A 17,299-nucleotide genomic window follows, 5' to 3' on the forward strand; every position below is an offset into this window, starting at 1 on the left:
ATTCACTACAAATTACAACATTATGCTTTTTTACTATGGAAAACCATTGAATTTACGACGATAATTACGCTGCTGACAAAAACATAATAGGAACACCACATAAGCGTCGGCGGCACATGTCATAAACAACTCATTTACATGTGTTTTGGTGAAGTAACATAACAATGGACTTATACATGATGAAGAACACATTAAAAGTAGTATTACTCACCTCACTGTTACCTTTTGCTGCTGTTGCAGAGCAAGAGTTAACGCCGTGGTACGTTGGTGGTGGTTTAGGTATCAATAACTACGAGCCTAACTGTGACCTTAAAACAATGAAAATTTGTGGCGAAGATGACCCATATGCATGGGATGTTTTCGGTGGTTATTTATTCAATGATTACTTTGGTGTTGAGCTTGGCTACCGTGACCTAGGCCGAGCTGAATGGACTGATTATAGTAATAAACGTAATGATGTCGGCGCTAGAGGCATGACATTAGGTTTAGCGGCGTTTATGCCAATTGCAGAAAAGTGGAGTTTATCAGCAGAAGCTGGTGCAATGAACTACCTAATTTCAAATAAAAAGAACTACAACACAGAGTACTACAGTGACAGTGGTATTGCTCCATACGTGGGTGTCGGTGTTGGTTATAACTTTACTGAAAACTTAAAGTTACAAGCGAAATACCGTCGTTATGAAAACCTTGATGACGACAAGTACAATACCTTAGATATGGAAAGTAACTACTGGGGACTTGAGCTTAGCTACCGCTTTGGCACTGAAAAGCCAGCGGCTGTTGTCGCACCTGTTGCTGTAGCAGCAGTTGTTGCTGCACCAATCGATTCTGATAATGATGGTGTTACTGATGACAAAGACATGTGTCCTGATACGCCGTCGACTCATAAGGTCGATGCGCAAGGATGTACTGTCTATGAAGATGCCCCAATTTCTTCACGCATGGAAGGTGTATATTTCGACAACGATTCTGCAGTATTGAAACCTGAATCATACGATCGTCTTGAGAAAGGCGCGAAATACTTAAAAGAAAATCCACATACTACAGCTGTAATTGAAGGTCATGCATCACTTGTAGGTAATGCTGATTACAATATGAACTTATCAGAACAACGTGCTCAAGCTGTTGTTGATGCACTAGTTAATAAATATGGCATTGATGCAAGCCGTTTAAAAGCTGTTGGTTTTGGTGAAGATAATCCATTAATGGAAGGAACATCTGCAGAAGCTAATAAGCAAAACCGTCGTATTGACGCTGTTGTTAGTGGTGCAGAGAAACGCCCTGTACTAAAATAATCACAGAACTGTGGTACTAGATTAAAAAGTCGCTGCTTACAGCGACTTTTTTATTTTAAAACTTTCATCATACAAATAAAAAATGGTAACTCTTTATATTTACTAAGTTAAATTGGCTTTACACATTAGTAAATTGGCTTTACTACCAATAAATTCAGGTATTAAATGACATGTTTTACTTTTAAATCGCTCTGAATGGCATTTTTTATGTAATTTTTTTACAAATTGTATTGGAAAATACAGTAAAATCGCATCTAATATCCGCATTGAACAAAATAACTTTGTTACTTGAGAGGGAAATTTCCATGGCGAACACGTTAGCTCAACTTAAAGCACTGACAACCATCGTTGCAGACACTGGCGACATCGAAGCAATTAAACGTTACCAACCTGAAGATGCAACCACCAACCCTTCTCTGATTTTAAAAGCTGCACAAATTCCTGAATACGCACCGCTCATTGATGATGCAATTGCTTGGGCTAAAGCTCAGTCAAATGATGTTGCACAACAAGTAGAAGATGCAGGCGATAAATTAGCGGTCAATATCGGCGTAGAAATTTTAAAAATTGTTCCTGGTCGTATCTCAACAGAAGTTGATGCACGTCTTTCATTTGATAAAGCGGGCTCAATTGAAAAAGCACATAAACTTATCCAGCTTTATAAAGAAGCGGGTATCGATAAATCTCGCATTCTGATTAAGCTTGCTTCAACCTGGGAAGGCATTTGCGCCGCTAAGCAGCTTGAGCAAGAAGGTATCAACTGTAACCTGACATTATTATTTAGCTTTGCTCAAGCTCGAGCTTGTGCTGAAGCCGGTGTTTACCTTATTTCACCGTTTGTAGGTCGTATCTTAGATTGGTACAAAAAAGACACAGGTCTTGATTACACTGCAGAAACAGACCCTGGTGTTGTATCAGTAACTGAAATCTACAACTACTACAAACGTCATGGTTATAACACTGTTGTTATGGGCGCAAGCTTCCGTAATATCGGCGAGATCATTGAGCTTGCAGGTTGCGATCGTTTAACGATTGGCCCTGCATTACTAGAAGAATTAGCTAACAGCGACGTAGCGATTACTCAAAAGCTAACAACTGCAACTTCAGTTGAAGCAGCGCCAACACCGCTGACTGAAGCTGAGTTCCGCTGGGAGTATAACCAAGACCCTATGGCAGTGGATAAACTTGCTGAAGGTATACGTAACTTTGCTATTGACCAAGGAAAACTAGAGGTCATGTTAAACGAGAAACTTGGCTAAATCCAAATTCAATGGAGTGATTTGCATGACACATTTAACTCAGAGTAATACCTGGCAGCAGTTATCTCAAAATGCAGCAGCATTACCACATATGCGCGAACTGTTTGCTCAAAACCCTTCAAGGTTTGAGCAACTTAGTGTTAAAGACTGCGGTTTACTATTAGATTACTCTAAAAACCGCGTTAATGATGAAACCCTTACCTTGCTGTTTAAGTTAGCTGAAGAAGTAAACTTAAGTGATAAAATTACAGCAATGTTTAACGGCGATATTATTAATAATACTGAAGGACGCGCGGTATTGCATACCGCACTTCGCAGCAAGCCTGAGCAAGTCATTATGGCTGAAGGCTGTAATATTGTTCCTGAAGTGCAACAGACCTTAGCCAAAATGACACAATTTGTTGAATCCGTTCAACAAGGTCACTGGAAAGGACATACCGGAAAAACCATTACTGATATCGTCAGTATTGGTATTGGTGGTTCTTTTTTAGGGCCCAAAATTGTCTCTCAAGCACTTCGCCCATATTGGGTTAAGGGCCTAAATTGTCATTTTGTCGCCAATGTTGATGCAAGCTCTATATGTGAAAAGCTTAAACTTTTAGATGCCGAAACAACTTTGTTCGTGATGTCTTCTAAGTCGTTTGGCACACAAGAGACTTTAACCAACACTCTGAGTGCAAAAGACTGGTTCCTTGCAAATGGTGGCTCTCAAGCAGATGTAGCCAAGCACTTTGTTGCAGTCACTTCAAATGTCGTTAAAGCAACTGACTTTGGTATTGACGCGAGTAACATTTTCCCTATGTGGGATTGGGTTGGCGGTCGCTATTCATTATGGTCTGCAATCGGATTACCCATCGCACTACTAGTAGGTATGGATAACTTTAAGCAACTGCTTGATGGTGCCCACCAGATGGATAACCACTTTGCCAACGCCCCATTTGAGCAAAATATGCCAGTGATCATGGGCATGCTGTCTGTGCTATATGGTAACTTTCATCATGCTCAATCTCATGTTGTACTCACTTACGATCACTATTTGCGTGGCTTACCAGCTTACTTCCAGCAACTTGATATGGAAAGTAACGGTAAATCAGTCATGTTAGATGGCACTGAAGTTGACTTCAGCACAGGTCCCGTAATTTGGGGCGGTGAAGGAACCAATGGTCAACATGCTTATCATCAATTATTGCATCAAGGTACTGCATTAATTCCAGCTGATTTCATTATGCCTTTGCAAAGTCACAATCCATTAGGCGAGCATCACAACCAGCTTGCTTCTAATTGTTTTGGGCAAACTCAAGCATTAATGCAAGGACGCACATTTGATGAAGCATTGGCTGAGTTATCAGGTAAGCATTTACCTGATACTGAAAAAGCACTTATCTCTAAACATAAAGTGATGACGGGCAATAAGCCAAGTAACACCTTATTAATGGATAAATTGACTCCGAGCACCTTAGGTTCACTCATCGCACTTTATGAGCACAGAACCTTCGTACAGGGCGCTATATGGCAAATAAACTCATTTGACCAATGGGGTGTAGAGCTCGGTAAGTTGCTAGGCAATGATGTACTTGATCGGATTGGCGCTGAAAATGACGCTTCCGAACTAGATTCTTCCAGTAATGCATTAATTAATTTATATCGACAAGGTCAGATATAAACACTAAAAAAGCCAGCGCAAGCTGGCTTTTTTGTATGTGGTTCATGCAAGTCGGTAGCAGATGTCACTATTTTATCCAGTCCAGCTTCATTAAACCGTCAGACCCCCTTAACAATAATGAAACATAACTATTGCACTATAGCGAAGAAATATGATACTTATTTGCATAGAGACATCATAATAACAAGGGAGGTTTACCATGGATCGATTAGACTATGGTGGTGCGCTAGACCAAGTTGTTGAAAGACCAACTCGCTCAAAAAGCTCGAACAAAAAACGTAAATGGCGGGAGATAGAAGCGTTAAAGGACAAACAGCGTCTACTAAAAGAACTTCAAGACATTGATACAAGTTTTGATTTTGACTTTGAAACTATGCCACTTTAGGCATAAACAACTAACTGCATATTTATTCAGTTATAGAAGTAAAAAAAGAGCGCCTTAGGCGCTCTTTTTGTATCGGAATTGTTAAATTAACTTTTGTCAGCATGAAAGATATGCTCTCTAAGCTCATCAAATATCGTCTCGTCATTATCACTGAATAACGGATCTTCGACCAATTGTTTATCGCATTGTGACTTAATCTTTAGCCAGTCTTCTTCTTTCAGTTGTTTAGCGAACAAAGGAAATAACTCTGTTTCTTCATACTGCATATGCTTTTGTTGAATTTCTACATAAGCCTGCAGGTCAGTCACCAGTTTTTCTCTTGAAATGACTACGTCTGATAAGATTAAATTCAAACTATACATTAACGCGCCAGAATACTCAGCGAGGCGGCTATGCTCTTCGTGTAATTGTGTATTACATGGACTAGAAAACTTTTTTACAAAGTAATCATACGTAATGTCTTCTAAAGGATGATGACTATGCTCAGCATAAACTTGCATATATTCGACAACATCTCTGATAAGCGCAAAATTAACCGCTTCTCCTTCAGAAAGTTTGATATTTTTCTTCGCTAATACATCAAGTAAGATAGCAATATGCTTATGATCATTCATAAGCCTTTTCAGTATCATCTTATCCATTATCACCATTCCCTCATGTATAAAGATTAAGCAAACATTGAATATATTCAATCTACACTAGTGGTATTGATGATGTTATGACGAAGATCATAAAATAGAAATTTTTCAAAAAAGCCATTTAAAACAAAGAAAAAGAAATATTAAAAATAAAAAAGCACCCAAAGGTGCTTTTTTAGTTACACACAAATTTAGCCTTTTTAAGTTAAGGTTTTAAATAAGTGCGTTTTAAGTTGCTCAAAATCAGCCGCTATTTGTGCGGATAAAATGGGTTTATCAACCACAGCTTCGAGCTCTGGGGGTAAAGGCAGATTGATATTTAATTGCACATCGACCACATCTTTAAATTTAGCAGGGTGTGCGGTGCCTAAAAATATTCCGGTTTCCCCAGCTTTAAGTTCACTTGATAAGGCTTGGGCTGCAATCGCTGCGTGCGGTTCTGATTGATAACCTAATTGATATAACTCAGCTAACGCAGCAGACGTTTGTGCCTCTGTTAAGGCTAAACCTGTGATTGATGATAAAGGCCAGCCCATCGCTTCACAAATGGCCTCAACGCGCGGCCAGTTTGATGGTTCTGACACATCCATCGCGTTTGACATCGTGGCTACTGTCGAATTTGGCGCCCAATCGCCTGCGGCTAAATAGCGCGGTACTGTGTCATTAGAGTTAGTGGCTGCAATAAAGCGCTTAACCGGTAACCCCATTGCCTTTGCAAATAGACCTGCGGTTAAGTTGCCAAAGTTACCACTGGGTACTGATATGACAACTTCATCATCACTATGACGTTTAGCTTGCGCAACAGCTTCGAAGTAATAACAAATTTGCGCTAATAAGCGACTGATATTAATAGAGTTGGCAGAATTCAAATGCAAGCCATCACGAATGTCACTATCATCAAAAGCTTGTTTAACTAACGTCTGGCAATCATCGAAATCAGAAGTCACAGCGACAGTGTGGATATTCTTACCTAACGTCGTGAACATCTTTTCTTGCAGTTCACTAATTTTACCCTTGGGGTACATCACAACAACTTGAACGGCATCTAAACCGTAAAAAGCATCAGCTACTGCAGCGCCAGTATCGCCAGAAGTTGCCGTTAATATAGTTAACTTATTATCGCCTGCGAGTAAATTAACGCACTGAGCCATAAAACGGGCACCGAAATCTTTAAAAGCTAACGTAGGGCCGTGAAATAACTCAAGACAAGCACGATTGTCGTCAGCTTTGACTAGAGGTGCATCAAACGTAAAAGCATGATCAACTAATTTATCTACACTTTCTTGCCCCAATTCACTTGCAAGCCAAGCACCTAGGATACGCTTACTTCGTGCAGCAAAAGGGAGAGCCAATAGCTCGTCCATATTTTCAAGCACAGGAATAGACTTAGGAAAAAATAACCCTCTATCTTTACCTAGTCCTAACTGTACTGCTTCACTGAAATTCACGACTTGTGAAGGATGCTTTAAATTATATAATTCCATTTTGAACGCCTTTATAAAATAATTCAGTATTAAACCCGACGAGTACCAGACTCATCCAGTTTACAGACATGGGCAAAACCACCAGCCTCAGATAAATAATGTTGCTCAAGCCACACTTGAGCAGCTTGGGCTGTCTCGAGAGAATCAGTCACAGAGAATAACGTCGGGCCACTACCCGAGATGCCAGTCGTTAACATGCCTAATTTTTCAAGCTCACTACGCGCATCTGTGTAACCCGGAATAGCTTCTGCTCGATAAGGTTCAGCCATGACATCTTTAAGCACTGCAATGGCCAAATCAGCATCTTGCTGATAGCTTGCATGTACAAATGCACTTAAATGACGTGCAAAATCAATTGCCACCGATTTGTCATATTGACTTGGTAATAGTTCACGCATTTTAGCGGTAGATAATGAAATACCAGGATAAGCGACAACCCAATACCACTGCTTAAAACTTGGAATAGCTGCGCACACTTGTTTAGGCGTATTTAACATTAACTGCATACCGCCTAAGTAACATGGCGCAACATTATCAAAATGCACACTACCAGAAATCATTCCCTCGAACTCACCCATTAGAAGTAATAAAGCTTGTTCATCAAATGGTTGTTCAAAATATTCGTTGAGTGCGTAAAGCGCAGCGACAACTGAGCTTGCGCTAGAACCTAAGCCGCTGCCTACAGGTAAGTTTTTTTCTAAGCCAATAGCAACACCTTGAGTGCTATTTAGCTTTTCTAGGAAAAATTCAGCACATTGATAAACAATATTTTGCTTACCGTCTTCAGGTAACTTATGTGCCCATGGCCCTGTTTGCGAATAATGAACACCAGAATCTGCAGCCTCAATCATCACTCTGTCACCCAATAAGCTGCCATCAATTGGCGCGAGTGCTGCGCCGAGTAAGTCATAACCTACCCCAACATTGCCCATAGAGGCTGGCGCATAAACCGTTATGCTCATAAGCCCACCTCACGCGTCCAGTTGAGTGTTCTAAGCACGTCAGCAAAAGCACCTGCAGCAGTAACATCTGTTCCTGCGCCATAACCTCTTAGTACAAATGGAATAGGTTGATAATAACGACTGTAAAATGCCAATGCATTCTCGCCACCTTTGACGCTGTATAGGGGATCTGTCGCATCGACTTCTGCAATACGGACATAGCATTTTCCTGACTCAATCTGACCAACATAACGCAGTACCTTACCTTCAGCTTTGGCCGTTTCTACACGGGCGCTCACTTCAGCGTCCAATTTCGGTAGGTTGCTCATAAAGGTGTCAATATCACCTGAATCATCGAATGAGCTAGGTAAAACGGACTCTACGTTAATGTCTTCAAGCTCTAACTCCATGCCAACTTCACGAGCTAAGATCAGCACTTTACGTGCGACATCCATACCGCTTAAATCTTCACGAGGATCCGGCTCAGTAAAGCATTTCTCGCGGGCTATTGAGGTTGCAGCAGATAGACTCATCCCTTCATCTAACATACCAAAGATGTAAGAGAGTGAACCCGATAAAATACCGTTAAAACGTTGCAGTTTATCACCGGCATATAAGAGCTTTTTCAGATTATCGATAACTGGGAGCCCTGCTCCTACGGTGGTTTCATATAAAAACTGGCGACGCTGTAATAGTGCTGTAGTACGAAGCTGTTGGTAATATTGATAATCACGCGTATTGGCTTTCTTGTTAGGGGTTACCACATGAAAACCAGCATTCATAGCATCGACATATCTGTCTGACACCAGTTCACTTGAAGTACAGTCAACCAATACAGGGTTCAACAACTGTTGCTCTTTGCCCCAATTAAAGAGTTCAGTTAAATCATATTGGGTATCACAATCTGCAAGTAATGCCTGCCAATTAGCTAAATCAACCCCATCACTGTTGAGTAGCATTTTTCGTGAGTTGGCAATACCACAAACACGCATAGTAATATGTTGCTCTTTAAGCATCGCAGCTTGTTGTTTGATTTGTTCTAACAAACCAGCGCCAACATTACCTGCACCGACTAAAAACACATCAAGGTATTGCTGCACATCAAAGAATGCTTGATGACAAGCTGCAATGGCGTGTTTTGTTTTTCGCTGTTGAATTACCGTTGAAATTGAGCGCTCTGAAGAGCCCTGTGCAATCGCAACAATGTTCACGCTTGCCTTTGCCAGTGCACTGAAGAATTTCGCTGCAGCGCCCTTATGAGTCTTCATGCCATCGCCAATTAATGACACAATAGCTAAGTCTTGTCTTAATTCAATTGGCTCTAATAACTCAGATTGAATCTCTAATTCAAATTCAAGTTCAAGTGCTTGCTTAGCCTTTTCAGCTTCATCAGTATTAACACAAAAGCTAATACTGTATTCAGATGAACTTTGAGTAATTAATGAGACAGAAATACCACTTCGAGAGATGGCTTCAAGCGTACGGCTAGCCATACCAACCATGCCTTTCATGCCTGGGCCTGAAATGTTAAACATGGTTTGGTTATCAAGGTTAGATATGGCCTTAACTTGTAAACCGGTTTTATCAACCTCATTGGATACCAAAGTACCTGGTGCAGAAGGATTAAAACTGTTTTTGATATAACAAGGTATATGATATTGAGCAATGGGGGCGATAGTCTTAGGGTGAAGTACTTTAGCGCCAAAATATGACAACTCCATCGCTTCTTGATAACTCAATTGTTCAAGTAGTTTTGCGTCCGTCACCACACGAGGATCTGTATTGTATACGCCATCAACATCGGTCCAAATTTCACAGCTTGATGCATCTAAACAGGCAGCTAACACAGCAGCAGAATAGTCAGAGCCATTGCGGCCTAAAGTTACCGTTTTCCCCTGTTCATTTGCTGCAGTAAACCCTGGCATGATCCACACTCTTGCATCAGCTAGCTGAAGCGCAGCAAAGCGTGGCTTACTGACACTGATATCGACTACTGACTCTAACGCTTTACCGTGTGCTAAAAATAGCTTTGTTGGATCAAATTGTGCTGCGGTTAACGACTTAGCCAACATCACTTGTTCCATTAGCGCAGCAGACAAACGCTCACCAGAAACAACCACTTGCGCTTGCACATGATCTGGACACTCATTAAGCAGCTTAATCCCTGTTAGCTTGTCATTCCAGTCATCAAGCTGGTTCGCTAACTTATTTTCTAGTAAATGTTTTTGTTCATGAGAAATTAACTCAGCAGCAGCTTGTTCAAACAAACCATTAAACACGGTTTCAATATGCGTCAATACCGCTGAATAATCTTCACCACGTTGAGCTAAATCAACTAGCTCAAGCAATCCATTCGTGACAGTCGCAGGAGCAGATAACACAGTTGCAATTGACTCTGTCTGCGCAGATTGCTCTATGATATCCGCAGCCATCAAAAAACGCTGCCAATTGGCTAACGAAGTCCCACCAAATTTCATTACTTTCATTTTCTACTCCCTTGACTCGCTAGCGCTAAGTTAAATTTAATTCCTGAAATCATTATTTTTAAGTCTGAAAACAAAAAGCCCGCTTCTTTGTGGGAAGCGGGCTTGTTGTAAAAATCTTTAGGGTGTACTCAGCCCGCCCCCACAATGTTAATTGTGGTGGTTGTAATAATGGTAGCTACAACGTGGAACTGGATTTTCATCATGACACTCGATTAATTTTTATGTATTTGTTTTGAATTAATAATAGAATTGCTTTTTTACCTGCCTGTTGTCAACCCCTCAACATAGCTTTATTTGAGCATGTATATTCCACATCAATCTAAATTAGCACCGAAATGAACTAAACCCTATATTTTATACAAAAATAACAAGCTTATAACGCCCAAGGTAACACTTTACGTTAACGTAAGGCTAATTGGCGGGAACTTAAAAATATCTCTATTACAATCACTTACAGCGACAACTGATCAAATAAAACTCAATAACTATCTAATAAGTCACTTACAACGCTAAAAAAGCATCAAGGTCACAAATGATAAATTTCAATAATCAAAGGCTCACTCACGATGATGAAATTGATTCATCTAACTGAATTTACAAAACATGTGATTGAATAAGCAAAAGCTGATACTGATCATTCCCCCCTACTATAAAAAGTATTATCATGCGCGCACATTATGAATTGGAGTCGTTATGAAAATCACAAAACATTCAGCAGTGACTATTCACTACCGTTTAACAGACCAAGATGGCCAGCTAATCGAAAGCTCATTTGAAGCAGAACCAATGGTTTATCTTCATGGTACTGAAGGCCTGATCCCAGGCTTAGAAGTCGAACTTGAAGGCAAAGTGGTTGGTGATAAATTTGACGCCAACATTCCTACTGAGCAAGCTTATGGTGAATACCATGAAGGGCTAAAGCAAGAAGTACCTTTAGAAGCGTTTGGTGATGTTGAAGATATCGTTCCAGGTATGCGTTTTATTGCTGAAACTGAAATGGGCCAACGTCCAGTTCAAGTAACTGAAGTTAAAGATAGTGTTGTCGTGGTTGATGGCAACCACCCATTAGCAGGTCAAGCATTAAACTTCAGCGTTGAAGTCATGGATATTCGCGAAGCAACAGCTGAAGAAGTCGCTCACGGACACATTCATGCAGCAGGCGGTTGTGGTCACGACCATGCTCAAGAACATGAACAATGTGATACAGAAAAGCCAGGTTGTGATGGTAATGGCGGCTGCGGCTGTCACTAATAGTGAAAAATAGCTAAACCTGATTAAGCCTAATTCAATAACTTAGCTATAAACGACTAAACCGAAAGTTTGAAATCAAAGATACGTTAGCCAAATCCTTGGGTAACGTATTTTTTTTGCGTTATTATTCATATTAGTTGATTAACATTTACCTGCCTAAATGCAATCAGCTAACACTAGTTTATTCACCCTTTGATTCTTAATAATACGTCGGTTAGGTATGACGTTTATGAATAGTAGGTACTAGATGAGGCTATAGACTTAGCCTAAAAAGACTTACTTATGATTAATCACAAGCGACGGAGTGCTTATGTTAATTAAACCGATTTATGAAATTTTGCCATTCACTTATATGATTATAGGTGCCGGAAGTGTTGCCTTGCTCAAAGAGCCCTACGCAATCATAGCCTCACTACTCGTGTTCTTTTATGGCGCTCATATTTGGAATCAACGATCTAAAAACCGTCGAACAGATAGAAAAAGAAAACGTATTGACGGGATATTACCTGAATCGATTTACGGATATTTACCATTCATCTATATCATGTCAGCTGGATTAATCTTTCGCTTTCTTCCAAAAGACTCTGGTGTTGTTATTTCTATATGTCTCTTTACTTATGGTGCTTATGTACTGTTAAGAAGAATCAGCTACCGACACCACAAAATCCCAGGCGTACAAACGAGAGCAAAGTTTAACTAGCCGAATCTTAGGTTAGACAGAACTCATTAAGCAGCCATAAATCCAGTAATTATTAGTCAAGTAATAGTTGCTGGATTTTTTGTTTCTGTTCCGGCTGCATGTTTTTTAAATAATTTGAGCAACGCGTAATAGTCGCAATACTTACCTGATAGTCTGCGGAAATTTGCCTTTGACTTAAATCGCCTTGAAGAAGTAATTGGAACACTTTTAAGCGGCCAGCTACAGCACTACGCTCCTCTTCAGTTAATAACAATTGGAATAATATTCCTAATTCATCAGAATTTGGATAACTTAACACTTTCTCAACCACAGATTCCCAATTGGCTCGCATAACACTCTCTTTTAGTAATGCCTCAACAGTACAAAGTGTACCAATATTTCTTATCCAGCAATAAGAAAATTTAAAAATAATTTTATTTTTGAACATTTCACGAGATTACTTACAAATAGACACAAACAAGATTCGCACTCAGTTCAAATTTATGTGTAAAATGTGATTTAAACCACCGTCATATAATTAGAAAATAAGAGAAAACTTATGAAACACAAAATTTTTGCAATTGCTGTAAGCGCACTACTCATCCCTACTGTTAATGCACATAACTTCGAAGATACTAATGACGCAATTGAATACCGTCAATCTGCCTTCAGTTTAATTCGCTACCAGTTCGGCGATATGGGCGCAATGCTAAAGGGTAAGAAGGATTTTGATTTAAACGTATTTCAAACCCGCGCGGCAAATTTAGCTGGTCTTGCAAATATTCCTCATGAAGGTTTTATCGACGGTTCAGATAAAGGTGATACAGAAGCACTTGCTAAAATCTGGAGCAACAAAGCTGATTTCGATAGCCAAATGACCACTTTCCAAGAGAATGCGGCTAAATTGAATGTCGCAGCGCAAACTGGTGACAAAAAGCAAATTAAACAAGCTTTTGGCAATACAGGTAAAAGCTGTAAAGGTTGTCACGATATGTACAAGAAAGACTAAGTCTCTTTCAATAGAATGCCAGTGATTGAATAGATGATTAATCACAAGTAATAAAAAGCCCACTTTTGTGGGCTTTTTATTATTTAACAGACGCTACAGTTAAATGCTCAATTTAGCCTCAGTACAACTTATTTTTTAAGCTGATGTGAAATAAACAAGCTAGCCTTATTGCTGTTAAAGGTACGCTACAATCGGTGCGATCAACCAATAACCAATCACTAGACTAATAACTGCAACGATAATGATAGCTAATACTGATGATGTCATTTTAGGTTCTTGAGATAACATATTATACTCTTTATCTGTCATTTTTTTATTCCCTGAAATCATCGCAGTCACTAAATTATTTCCTTTAATGGCATAAAGCAAAATGACTGAAATGTGGAGTACGATACAAGCTAAAATCACATTAAAATTGACTTTATGAAGCCAAGTAAACCAGGCACCTAGATCAGAAGAAACGGTTGAATATAAAGGGCCTTCGGTAAAAATATCATCACTAGAGAATAAACCACTAAACAGTTGTAAAGATAAAACTGTGAGCATGAATAATACCATGTAGCCACCCAAAGGATTATGGCCAACGACAGTAGACGTATGCTTACCCGTAAGGTAATTCAAAACCTTTGTAGGTCCAGATACAAAGTCAGTAAAACGTGAAGTCTCACTGCCAACAATGCCCCACAAAAGCCTAAAAAGAACTAACACCATCAGGCTATATGCACATATTTGATGCCACTCCATTTCGCCACTATCAGCTGTCCACCAAAGTGAAATCAATAAGCCAACAGTAAGCCAATGGAATAATCGAGTGGGTATATCCCATACCTTAATTTTTTTTTGTTCTATACTCATATTATTCGCCGTTAATTCTATTCATGTTAAACGTACTCAATATTGTTCAATTTTGATTATAAAGATACAGCGCTAGCTCTCATAGGGTAGGAACGTAAAGAAAGGTAATTTATGTGTGAAAATTTCGTAGTTTGTAACAAGCGAAGTACTTTATACAGGGTGTAATAAACAATACATAACTTTTTGCACATAACCGTTAATGGGTCATCCTCAAGTCAACTATCGTTTAGCTGAATTGAACATACATTATTGAGTTGCTCATTGGCTTAGAACTGAATTGATGAATTAGGCTATATAGGAATGAAGAGGAGTGTGAATTTTAACCAAAATTAACGAAGGTTTAGATTTCTCGTCCCTTGTTATCTATTCCAATATGAGCCTAATAAAATAAGATTACAAGGCTTTTAAGAGACTTTTTGCTCCATTTTGTCTAAGCGATCAAATATGAATCAAACAGATTAAAACAGCGATAAAAATGTGACTTAGATCACGATTTTTGTCTGTAAGCTTGGTAATCTGAATTCAAGCAAACAACAGAAGGTTCGAAATATGCTGAAAATCACTAGCAAGCAACTTGAAGTCACTGCACCAATTCTTGAACGCATCGAAGGACAGTTTGAAAAGTTAACACGACACGATATTCAATTAATAAACCCGCACGTCATCATCACTCAAGAAAAGCAGAGCTTTAAGATTGAGTCTTCTGTAGGCTTGCCAAGTGGAGAACTATTTGCCCAGGCGAAAAACGAGAACCTTTACGCAGCTATTACTGCAATGGGTAAAAAGCTGGAAAAACAGCTAAATCGCCTGACACATAAACCCCAATCTCAACGTCACGTTTCGCCAACAGCTGAAACGAATAATGATTTTGAGTATGACTATAAGGAGGAAACTGCAGCTTGACGATTTATTTACTGATTAACCAAGAGCGCATCCTCGGATGCGCTTTTTAATGCCTAATCATCTGCTAAGAAGCTAAATGATTACTGACATCCTCTCCCGACAGCAGAATATGAACAATCTTCAGCATTATTTGATTGACACATTCTCCTTAGCCCTTTAGTTTTAATGTGATGAAAACATTTACTCAGAACGATTTTATTTTCTTTTTTATTCAGCCCCCTTATTGAGGCGGATTTTTTGTGTAAAAACGAAAATGAAATATGAAGCCTCCCACTTGGGGGGCTTTTTATTATTAACTTTAAAATGCTACCTGTTTGAAGGTATGTCAGCTAAGCAGTCGTCATTGAGGCAATTATGAACAAAGCGCCAGAATTAAACCAAACCCGCAAGCAAATTACCGCCTTAGATAAAGAACTGCTGTCTTTATTATCTAAACGTCGTGACTTAAGTTTAGATGTCGCTCGCAGCAAAGAAATCGATGTAAGACCGATTCGAGATACCCAACGAGAAAAAGAACTACTAGCAAGGTTAGTTGAACAAGGAAGAGAGCACGGTTTAGATGCTCATTTCGTTATTTCTTTATATCAAAGCATCATCGAGGACTCGGTATTAAACCAGCAAGCCTATTTACACGGCAGGGCGAACCCAGAGATCCAGCAACAGCAATCAACCATCGCATACCTTGGCGCTCGAGGGTCGTATTCCTTTTTAGCCGCAAGTCGTTTTTGTCAACGTCGTCAGATAGACATGATAGATCTCGGTTGCCAAAGCTTTGATGAAATCATTAAATCAGTAGAACTTGGACATGCTGACTTAGGCTTTCTGCCGATTGAAAACACTTCTTCTGGTTCAATTAATGAAGTTTACGACGTACTTCAGCACACTTCGTTATCTATTGTTGGCGAAACCACTATCGAGGTTGGGCATTGCCTATTAACCAAAGATGGCGCAGGTTTAGATAGTATTGAAACCGTATTTGCTCATCCACAGCCTATTAGTCAATGTAGTCATTGGTTATCGCAACACCCAAGCCTGACGCTAGCCTATTGCTCTAGCAGTGCTGAAGCGATGCAGAAAGTGATCGATGCTGAAGATAGCAGTGTTGCGGCCATTGGCAGCGCTGAAGGCGGCGCCTTATATCAGTTAACCGCTGCAGAAAATGGTTTAGCAAATCAAAAAATAAACCAGAGTCGTTTTATTGTGGTTGCAAGAAAAGCGGTTGCTGTCCCTTCACAATTACCCGCTAAAACCACGCTTATTATGGCCACTGGACAAAAGCCAGGTGCATTAGTTGAAACTTTATTAGTGCTTAAAGCGCACAATATCAATATGAGCAAACTTGAATCCCGCCCTATTCCGGGGACACCGTGGGAAGAAATGTTCTATCTCGATGTTGATGCAAATCTTGCGACAACTGAACTACAGCAAGCACTTAAAGAGTTAGAGCGTCTCACCCGCTTTATCAAAGTATTAGGTTGCTACCCTTGTGAAACAGTCAAACCAACTCAGCTTAATAACAGCCAATTAGTGATCGAGCCTAATAGTTCAAAAGAATCTATTAGCACCCCGTCAGAAGATAATGACGCACCCAAATTTTCAAAACGATATCGCCAGCAAAATACTCAAATTGAGTTGAAGCAATTTAATGTCGGCGGCAGCGATTTTGCGGCAATGCAACAAGTCAATTTACCAATAGACAAGGATGTATTTGCCACTAAAGTTAAGCAAATTAAAGAGTCAGGCTTTCAGGCGGTATTATTACTCGATACTACAACCGCCAGTCTCAGTGCGATTGAGATAAAAGAATATTGTCACTTAATCGATCAAGCAGGCCTAACGAGTGCTGTTCAAATTGATTCTGTGAATCACTTTAACGAAATCGTCAAAGTGGCAGACATGATCTACCTTGCAGGTAAAGAGATGTATAACGAGGAATTACTTGGTTTAGCAGGTTCTGTTAGCACACCTGTTTTGCTAGAGCGCAATACAATGGCAAGCACAACAGATTGGTTAGCATCAGCAAATAAAATATTAACCCAAGGCAACCAACAATTAATATTGGTTGAGGCGGGAATAAGAAGTTTTAGTAACCCTGAGCAACTTGCTTTAGATCTCGCAGGGCTTATTGAAGTACTGTCTGAGAGCCATTTACCTGTATTAGGTAATGTGAGCTATGCCGTTGAAGATAAACTAGTCTGTCAGCAAGCAAAAGCCTTAAAACAGCTGCACGCAAACGGTGTCATTATTAACGACAACCAACTCAACTGTCCTGAACAACAGGCCGAGTTATTACACCGACTGCATCAATAGAGATTATGTTCATCACTGTCGTTAAAGGCATGGGGTTTCTTGTTAACTGAAATTTTTGCTAACGAAAATCTTGTTAACCAAAATTGCTAGTAACCTAAATTATCGGTACTAAGCGATTTGTTTAACATCTTGCTTAGGCTA

At 39.7% G+C, this 17,299-nt stretch carries 15 protein-coding genes and 1 other annotated feature; of the genes, 9 read left to right on the forward strand and 6 right to left on the reverse strand.

Annotated features, from left to right (window positions below):
* The first annotated feature begins 176 nt into the window (after window positions 1–176).
* The 4 genes from Q4600_RS01080 to Q4600_RS01095 all read left to right on the forward strand — a co-directional run bounded on the left by Q4600_RS01080 (window position 177) and on the right by Q4600_RS01095 (window position 4,602).
* On the forward strand, window positions 177–1,295 hold the full coding sequence (locus Q4600_RS01080; protein WP_303512524.1) for an OmpA family protein: 1,119 nt from the start codon (window positions 177–179) through the stop codon (window positions 1,293–1,295).
* Between the two features lie 305 nt (window positions 1,296–1,600).
* Window positions 1,601–2,554 (forward strand): transaldolase, encoded by a 954-nt coding sequence (gene tal, locus Q4600_RS01085; RefSeq protein ID WP_229367740.1) that lies wholly within the window; start codon window positions 1,601–1,603, stop codon window positions 2,552–2,554.
* Between the two features lie 25 nt (window positions 2,555–2,579).
* Entirely contained in the window at window positions 2,580–4,217 is a 1,638-nt protein-coding gene (gene pgi / locus Q4600_RS01090) for a glucose-6-phosphate isomerase (protein ID WP_303512519.1), read from the forward strand.
* A 199-nt stretch (window positions 4,218–4,416) separates the two neighbouring features.
* Window positions 4,417–4,602, forward strand: a complete 186-nt coding sequence (locus Q4600_RS01095) for a DUF3545 family protein (protein WP_055025622.1) — start codon at window positions 4,417–4,419, stop codon at window positions 4,600–4,602.
* A gap of 86 nt (window positions 4,603–4,688) precedes the next feature.
* On the opposite strand, the gene Q4600_RS01100 is transcribed toward Q4600_RS01095, so the two are convergent.
* The 4 genes from Q4600_RS01100 to thrA all read right to left on the reverse strand — a co-directional run bounded on the left by Q4600_RS01100 (window position 4,689) and on the right by thrA (window position 10,151).
* Window positions 4,689–5,231, reverse strand: coding sequence for a hemerythrin domain-containing protein (locus Q4600_RS01100; protein WP_229368153.1), 543 nt, complete (start codon window positions 5,229–5,231; stop codon window positions 4,689–4,691).
* A 209-nt stretch (window positions 5,232–5,440) separates the two neighbouring features.
* The gene (gene thrC / locus Q4600_RS01105) at window positions 5,441–6,724 is read right to left on the reverse strand and encodes a threonine synthase (protein ID WP_248954537.1); all 1,284 of its coding nucleotides are present in this window, start codon (window positions 6,722–6,724) and stop codon (window positions 5,441–5,443) included.
* 29 nt (window positions 6,725–6,753) lie between these two features.
* Window positions 6,754–7,686: a homoserine kinase gene (gene thrB / locus Q4600_RS01110; protein ID WP_303512516.1), complete on the reverse strand. Its 933-nt coding sequence runs from the start codon at window positions 7,684–7,686 to the stop codon at window positions 6,754–6,756.
* Window positions 7,683–10,151 carry a bifunctional aspartate kinase/homoserine dehydrogenase I gene (gene thrA, locus Q4600_RS01115; protein WP_102529673.1) on the reverse strand — a complete coding sequence of 823 codons (2,469 nt, stop codon included), beginning with the start codon at window positions 10,149–10,151 and terminating at the stop codon, window positions 7,683–7,685. Before thrA ends, thrB begins: the two co-directional genes overlap by 4 nt.
* 693 nt (window positions 10,152–10,844) lie before the next feature.
* Here thrA and slyD point away from each other — a divergent pair.
* Together slyD and Q4600_RS01125 are read left to right on the forward strand one after the other, a co-directional pair.
* A complete protein-coding gene (gene slyD / locus Q4600_RS01120; protein ID WP_102529674.1) occupies window positions 10,845–11,402 on the forward strand; it encodes a peptidylprolyl isomerase in 558 nt (185 codons plus the stop codon).
* 310 nt (window positions 11,403–11,712) lie between these two features.
* Window positions 11,713–12,102, forward strand: a complete 390-nt coding sequence (locus tag Q4600_RS01125; RefSeq protein ID WP_102529675.1) for a hypothetical protein — start codon at window positions 11,713–11,715, stop codon at window positions 12,100–12,102.
* Between the two features lie 52 nt (window positions 12,103–12,154).
* Here the strand turns inward: Q4600_RS01125 and trpR are convergent, their stop codons facing one another.
* Window positions 12,155–12,433: a trp operon repressor gene (trpR, locus tag Q4600_RS01130; protein ID WP_102529676.1), complete on the reverse strand. Its 279-nt coding sequence runs from the start codon at window positions 12,431–12,433 to the stop codon at window positions 12,155–12,157.
* 207 nt (window positions 12,434–12,640) lie between these two features.
* On the opposite strand from trpR, the gene Q4600_RS01135 reads away from it, so the two are divergent.
* The gene (locus tag Q4600_RS01135; RefSeq protein WP_303512512.1) at window positions 12,641–13,090 is read left to right on the forward strand and encodes a cytochrome c; all 450 of its coding nucleotides are present in this window, start codon (window positions 12,641–12,643) and stop codon (window positions 13,088–13,090) included.
* A gap of 174 nt (window positions 13,091–13,264) precedes the next feature.
* On the opposite strand, the gene Q4600_RS01140 is transcribed toward Q4600_RS01135, so the two are convergent.
* Window positions 13,265–13,945 carry a cytochrome b/b6 domain-containing protein gene (locus Q4600_RS01140; RefSeq protein ID WP_303512510.1) on the reverse strand — a complete coding sequence of 227 codons (681 nt, stop codon included), beginning with the start codon at window positions 13,943–13,945 and terminating at the stop codon, window positions 13,265–13,267.
* A gap of 549 nt (window positions 13,946–14,494) precedes the next feature.
* On the opposite strand from Q4600_RS01140, the gene raiA reads away from it, so the two are divergent.
* Entirely contained in the window at window positions 14,495–14,848 is a 354-nt protein-coding gene (gene raiA / locus Q4600_RS01145; RefSeq protein ID WP_102529679.1) for a ribosome-associated translation inhibitor RaiA, read from the forward strand.
* Between the two features lie 177 nt (window positions 14,849–15,025).
* Window positions 15,026–15,139: a sequence feature (Phe leader region), on the forward strand.
* Between the two features lie 63 nt (window positions 15,140–15,202).
* A complete protein-coding gene (locus Q4600_RS01150; protein ID WP_303512507.1) occupies window positions 15,203–17,158 on the forward strand; it encodes a chorismate mutase in 1,956 nt (651 codons plus the stop codon).
* The last annotated feature ends 141 nt before the right edge of the window (window positions 17,159–17,299 follow it).

The sequence above is a fragment of the Shewanella sp. 2_MG-2023 genome (assembly GCF_030548905.1).
Lineage (GTDB): Bacteria > Pseudomonadota > Gammaproteobacteria > Enterobacterales > Shewanellaceae > Shewanella > Shewanella electrodiphila.